This window comes from Candidatus Hydrogenedentota bacterium (assembly GCA_012523015.1).
In the GTDB taxonomy this organism is placed as follows: Bacteria; Hydrogenedentota; Hydrogenedentia; order Hydrogenedentales; family CAITNO01; genus JAAYBJ01.
Window position 1 is genome coordinate 1 of record JAAYJI010000149.1, and the last position, 5,756, is coordinate 5,756.

Sequence of the window (5,756 nt, forward strand, 5' to 3'; positions counted from 1 at the left end):
CTACAAAACAGATCGTTCTTGATTAAGATCAACACAGTAAAACACAGTGAAGGACATGGACAGGAACTGTCGCTTGTAGGGTGTGGTCTAAAAAGGAAAGAATAAGCCCGGCCGTGCTGCCAAAAGGCAAATCAAGGTCGGCGGGCAAAAGGAACAGATGATTGCCCTGCGGCGGGGTAACAGTCACATACCGGGAGCGCAGGGTGTAATAAGGGGTCTCCCCTTGACACAAGCAGCGGGAGTCATGGCTATCGGTTGGTGTGTACGCTTCGCCCTTCTCCTCGCTTTGAGAAGGACAACAACAAGAATGAAGACCGGAGGTTTCTGTGCTGTGATTGCTTTTGTGTGATGCTGCTTCGGTCATCTGCTGATGACGGGCGCAGGATTCACAGTCATCGGCGCAGGAACACGCCCAAAGCCCTGACAGAGGCATGAGGGCGAGCAAGAGTGCCGCGACCAAACTTATCACACGCATTTTCATGGTTACCTTCATTCTACCTTCTTCAAGTTTACTACCTTGTTCAGTGACGTTAACAAAAGTATAAGTAAATCTATTCGTTTACTTCAAATTATTTCCAAGGAAAGGGGGGATCCATCAAAAAGCTACGGCTCCGAAATCGTGTTAAACCCTGTGAACACAGACTGAAACAGTGTTATCTCCCCCTCGAGAGATGGCGGGTTTGAAAGGGCTTCAAAGGGGTAGTTTAAGGTTTTCCACCCATAAGACTGCGGCACATCCCGAGATAAGAGGCAAGATTTGCCAAATAAAGACCGGGTAGGTACCATAGAATTTTGGGTGTTTGCTTGAGCCATTGCCAGGTCACATAGACACTCATCAGCGTGGGCGTGATCAAGAGGAGCGCCATTGCGGCAGGGATAGTCCTTGGAAATAACCACCCATAGGGAGATCTTTTGTTTGTGTTCCGAGCTTTCAAGGTGTAAAGACCAAAGCGGTAATAATGCTGCCACATCCCGCGAAATGTGTTTCGGTCATAATGTCCTACAGGCGCGCCCGGATATAGAAAAAGTCCTACTCCGGCTTCTAAGCATCGAAACGCCCACTCCACATCTTCACACAGTTCTAAGGATTCATTAAAGAGTCCGACCACATCGAACACGCGCCTTTCGGTAGCCGTGTTATGGGTGGGGACATGTCTGTCTGCGATTTCGCCGGGGCGCTTGGTTGTACTGCCGAACCAATTGGAATAACTGTCCGTACGCCCCCAATAACCGCGGCTGATGCCTACAACTTCGCTGTGGAGTACACAACCAGCTTTTCCGGACTGCTGCGCTTTTTCCCGAGCCTGCTTAAACAAGTCCTTATGTTTTTCAAACCAACGGGTATCGAAAATATCGCCGTCACTGTCAACGAATACGAGGACATCCGCTGCCGCGGCAAGGACGCCGCTATTCCTTGCTTTTCCGATGCCGCAGCGCGTTTCATGTCTTAAGACGCGCAGGGGATAGGGCGCACTTCCTGTATCAAAGCGAATGGGCGGTTCCGATCCGTCATCTACAATAACCACCTCGAAATCCAAGCATTCTTGCGCTGCCAATTGGTTGAGTACATGATGAAGGTCGTCGTGGCGGTTGTAGACGGGGATAATAATAGAGGCTAGAATTTTCTTCATGGGTCAAGCCCCAGCATTACGGAGATAACGGATCGCAGGTGACTTTGAATATTTTCGCCCAGATTACAATTGTGTGTGCAGAAACAGGCTCCTTTGGCTTTTTCATAGGCGTGCAAGGTATCAAACATTCTCTTTTCTAAAAGCGCCATGGGCTCTTCGAATACATTACCTATAGTCGGCATTAATTCACAAAGCGACAGGGCTCCGTTAGGGTAGATTACACGATGCAGATAAGGCGCTTTGCACGGTACAATACAGCGTTGAGTCCGCAGCGTTTTTAAATTCACCAACCAGAGATAGCGTTGATAGCGCCGTTTTAAGAGCTGCAGCAGCGCATTATTTTTGTTTCCGTAATCGTAGGATGCAAGGTGTTTGAGTAGTTGCGGCGTTGCCTTTTCCAATTCATCAAAGGCGGGCAGCGCCAACGCCGCATCTTCCGGCTTCCCCCGAAGCAACAACAGAGAATGGTAATCAGGATTTAGAGTGCGTACAAATTCCATGAAGGAAATCATCTCGGGGAAATTTTTTTCGCAGATCACCGTATTCACTTTTAAAATGAGACCGGGGATAGTGCGCAGCAAGCGCAGCGTCTGTACGGCTTTTTGATAAGATCCTGTTCCCCGTAAATAATCATTGGTTGTTTCAAATCCGTCAAGGGAGACAGCCAGTGTCAGCGGTTTTTTTAAACTGCCGCACAGCTCTTGTGCAGTCTCAAAAATTTGTTCGGGCTGTTGTCCATTCGTCGGAATGGTAATCGCGCTGTTGGGAAAGCATTGGCAAATTTCCACCAATTGTGGATGCAAAAAAGGTTCACCGCCGCCAATATCCAGCCACCGCAGCGTTCCAATCTTTTTCGCGACAAGCCGCACCTGAGCCAGATCCATGTCCAGCGCTTCTTTGGTGACAAAACAGGTTCTGCATCGTAAGGTGCAGCGGTTCGTAATGTGCAAGATCACATGGCGTGCGTGGGCGCGCAGCAAATAAAGGAGGGGATGGCGTAGGAAGTGTTTAAAATTCGTCATTGCCATAGCGTGTATATCCGACGCAGATCATTGACGTTGGGAGCACAGTTTTGGTTTTTATTCGATCCCGGTTGTCCCAGCATAAGCAACAACAATCCTACTTGAACATGTGAAAAGCGCCCCGGTTTTTTCACGCCGGCTTTGCGCGCCTCAGCATAGATAAATTGCCGCAGTTTCTTGGTGCACTCCTTGACGAGGACAGCGACTTCTTCACCCAAAGCCTCCGTGTTAAAAAGGGCGCGGGCAAATAATAATCCTTTAAACCCTGCCCCTTTGATCCAATGCTCCAGTACGTTATAAAAAAATTCCAAAGAAATATCTGATTCCTGTTTGTTTTCGAGGGTCGCATCAAAAAACCATTCCCACCAGCAATCGAAATCTCTTTTAATCCCGTGAGCGGTTAAAGTTTCCAGATTGTTATACAAACGGTAAATCGTTTTTTTAGATACGCCCGATATTGCAGCAATGGTATCAATCTTTACTTCGTGAAAGCCATGGGTCAAAAATAATTCTCTTGCAGTATCAATGATTAAGAGACGACGTTTTTCGAGGGCTTTCTCTGTGCTTCTTTCCACCATAAGTTTCAATCTGCTTTATTTGATGGAAGAACCGGGGCGGTAGCGGCCCCAGATTTCGGATAAGAGTACGCTCCCCGATTGCACCAATGCCGCGATGTCCGGGGCGATACGTTGCCCATGACCACGGCGCAATTGCAAGCGAAGAGCCGTTAAAGTGCGCGCCAGCGGCAGCGCTTTCACGCTGAGTTCACGAACCCTAGCGGTGTCATGCTTCGCGCAAAGAGCCGCCAAGGCCTCATCACATCCCGCCACAATGGAGCTTGCCTGGACAAGCAATGAATGGGCCTTAGAAATCTCAGGTGTCGTATGGATAAGATTGTACAAGTGTTCTCGGGCAACCCTTACGCGATTCAGTTCTTGAATAGAGGCGTGTTCTTCCTGCGTATTGAGCGCATCTTCAATCTCATAGAGATTCAATCGGTATTGGCGGGCCAATTCCAAATCCACTTGGGCTTGACGTCGATCCGATTCAAGCATGCGCCGTGCGATCACTTCGCGCCAGTGATTACAAACCGGCGGCCGGGCAACCATGAACAGTCGGCTTTGCCCCGGAAACATTTCAAAGCGCAGCTTATTGGGAGAAGGTTCCCACGCACGATTGCGTACGAGTGCGGTCACTTCATATACCGCCTCATCATCGGGCAAGTAATCGGGCAATGAAAAATGAACGGAGGTCGCTTGATTGGCGTCATTGTTGATCACGTAAAAAAGGAAGAAATCAGGACCTTGCAGCCAGGAGATGGATACAGGCTCAATGGATTGATCCAGCTGTGTTTTGGGGCTACGGCTATGTTCAAGGCAGACGGGGATATGAACGGGCTGCGGCACGGGATACGCGCTGAGAAAGAGCGGCGCCAAGCCTGCGAGCCGTTCGATACGATTACCCAATTCCGACCATAAATCGCTGAAGGTTAGGAAAGGTCCCGTGAGGGAGCGTTCGTAGTCTCCACTTACCCATACCGGCGTGTTGTGATAACAATGGGAGAACCAACCGCGGCCGCCATGGGCGAGGGTCGTGTTTAACATGAGGCGTAATTGAGGGCTGGAAGACCAATTGGGAGAGCCTGATATATGCTTAAAAGCAGGCGCTGTCAGCCAAAATTGTTGTCCGCCCAGGAAGGGCAGATGTTTATCGATGGTCTGCGACAAGGACCGTGGATCGGTGGCGCTAAAATTCGAAAATCCGGAGACTGCAAAATGAGGCGCGAAAAGGGGGTGGGTGTCTGCCCGATGATTGTGGATCACGACGGGATGGTTCGGGTCTACTTCGGCGATTTTATCGCGGGCATCAATATAATCTTTCAGATGCTCTTCCTTCGGCGAATCAGATAGATTCCAGGCCAAGATGCCGCTGGAATTCACATAGGGCTTAATGAACTCTTCAATGGCCGTTTCACCACCAATGGCGGCGTATTGTTCCATGGGCCAGTTCAAACAGGGAACCAGCCGCAGGCCAAAGTTTTCCGCCAGTTCTACGACGACATGGCGTTGCTCGGGAGATAAGAGCTGCATTTCTTCGAGAACCACGCTGTTGTGATGATGTCGCACAATATCTTCAAAGGCAAGGCGCAGATAATCGAAGAACGAGATATCCAGCATCTCCGCTAACTGGTCCACTGTGGGAATATTCATGTGAACCCCCATGGGGAGGAATTCGTCGAGCAACGGATAATGGGGCGTCGCTTTAGCTTGTTCCAATTCCAGATAAAATTCATGAAGGAGCCGCTCCTCTTCGGGCAGGAGCGATCGGAATCGAACTTCGGCAATTTCCAAGATTGCATTATTGGGCGACAAGCCGTAGAGACGCAGTGTGAACCGAGAAATGGACTTCGGAAAGTTGTGGTGCTGTAAGGGGATCGCCGCGGTCGTCCAGTTGCGGGGATGCCCCAAAGACACAAGATGGTCACCGCCCGCATATTGCCAATGACAAGCGGCAAAGGCGTAGGGCGTCTTACAACTATAGGTGATTTTCACGCTCGGAAATTGGGAACAGTCTAACGTGAAACGGGCGTCTTCCTCACAAGTAACGGAAAGGGGAGCCCAAAAGTGCGGTTTGCGATTGACGTTATCAATGCCCGGAGCGCTGCCGAATTGGCCGTGTAACTGCACACAATTCTTAGCCATGGTAGTTTGTGCGTAGACACTTTTCCAGTCCTGTCCCGAAGGATAATCTTCGAGTTTCCATCGTTCAAGACTGTCCGACGGGAATACGACTTGATTAAGTTGTTTTAAGGCTTCCGGATCAGGGCGTTCCGTGAGCTGACTCAGATAACCATGGTACCTGTACTCTGATTGCATCCATCATTTCCTGTGTGTTGAGCGATTTCGCGGTCTCAAGCTGTATTGAAGGCAGCATAATACAGTTATCCTCCGGTAATTCAAAGGCTTGATCTTCTTCCGCGAGTGCTTTTAATGCGTTGACAATAAGGGGGCCGGCTTGTTCGGCATCATCAATAACGAGACCATGAATAATACCCTCTTGCAGCGCCTGCAATGACACCGGCCCACTGTCAACGCCAAGAAGC

Annotated in this window: 6 protein-coding genes; all 6 read right to left on the bottom strand. The window is 49.7% G+C overall.

The genetic code is table 11. The annotated features are described in order from the left end of the window. Positions 1-28: 28 nt before the first annotated feature. On the bottom strand, positions 29-481 hold the full coding sequence (locus tag GX117_06490) for a hypothetical protein (GenBank protein ID NLO32991.1): 453 nt from the start codon (positions 479-481) through the stop codon (positions 29-31). A 223-nt stretch (positions 482-704) separates the two neighbouring features. Then, complete coding sequence (locus GX117_06495) at positions 705-1,631, bottom strand: glycosyltransferase (GenBank protein ID NLO32992.1); 927 nt, start codon at positions 1,629-1,631, stop codon at positions 705-707. Further along, positions 1,628-2,659 carry a radical SAM protein gene (locus GX117_06500; protein ID NLO32993.1) on the bottom strand — a complete coding sequence of 344 codons (1,032 nt, stop codon included), beginning with the start codon at positions 2,657-2,659 and terminating at the stop codon, positions 1,628-1,630. Before GX117_06500 ends, GX117_06495 begins: the two co-directional genes overlap by 4 nt. Beyond that, positions 2,650-3,231 carry a TetR/AcrR family transcriptional regulator gene (locus tag GX117_06505; protein NLO32994.1) on the bottom strand — a complete coding sequence of 194 codons (582 nt, stop codon included), beginning with the start codon at positions 3,229-3,231 and terminating at the stop codon, positions 2,650-2,652. The genes GX117_06500 and GX117_06505 overlap by 10 nt, the downstream gene beginning before the upstream one ends. A 15-nt stretch (positions 3,232-3,246) precedes the next feature. Next, positions 3,247-5,529: a hypothetical protein gene (locus GX117_06510; GenBank protein NLO32995.1), complete on the bottom strand. Its 2,283-nt coding sequence runs from the start codon at positions 5,527-5,529 to the stop codon at positions 3,247-3,249. After that, positions 5,474-5,756, bottom strand: a 283-nt coding sequence (locus GX117_06515; protein ID NLO32996.1) for a hypothetical protein, incomplete at its 5' end; no start/stop codon positions are given. The genes GX117_06510 and GX117_06515, both read right to left, overlap by 56 nt.

Coding starts and splice junctions, on each gene's coding strand:
- GX117_06505 (NLO32994.1), bottom strand. CDS start 3,231: ATGGTGGAAAGAAGCACAGAGAAAGCCCTCGAAAAACGTCGTCTCTTA.
- GX117_06510 (NLO32995.1), bottom strand. CDS start 5,529: ATGCAATCAGAGTACAGGTACCATGGTTATCTGAGTCAGCTCACGGAA.
- GX117_06495 (NLO32992.1), bottom strand. CDS start 1,631: ATGAAGAAAATTCTAGCCTCTATTATTATCCCCGTCTACAACCGCCAC.
- GX117_06500 (NLO32993.1), bottom strand. CDS start 2,659: ATGGCAATGACGAATTTTAAACACTTCCTACGCCATCCCCTCCTTTAT.
- GX117_06490 (NLO32991.1), bottom strand. CDS start 481: ATGAAAATGCGTGTGATAAGTTTGGTCGCGGCACTCTTGCTCGCCCTC.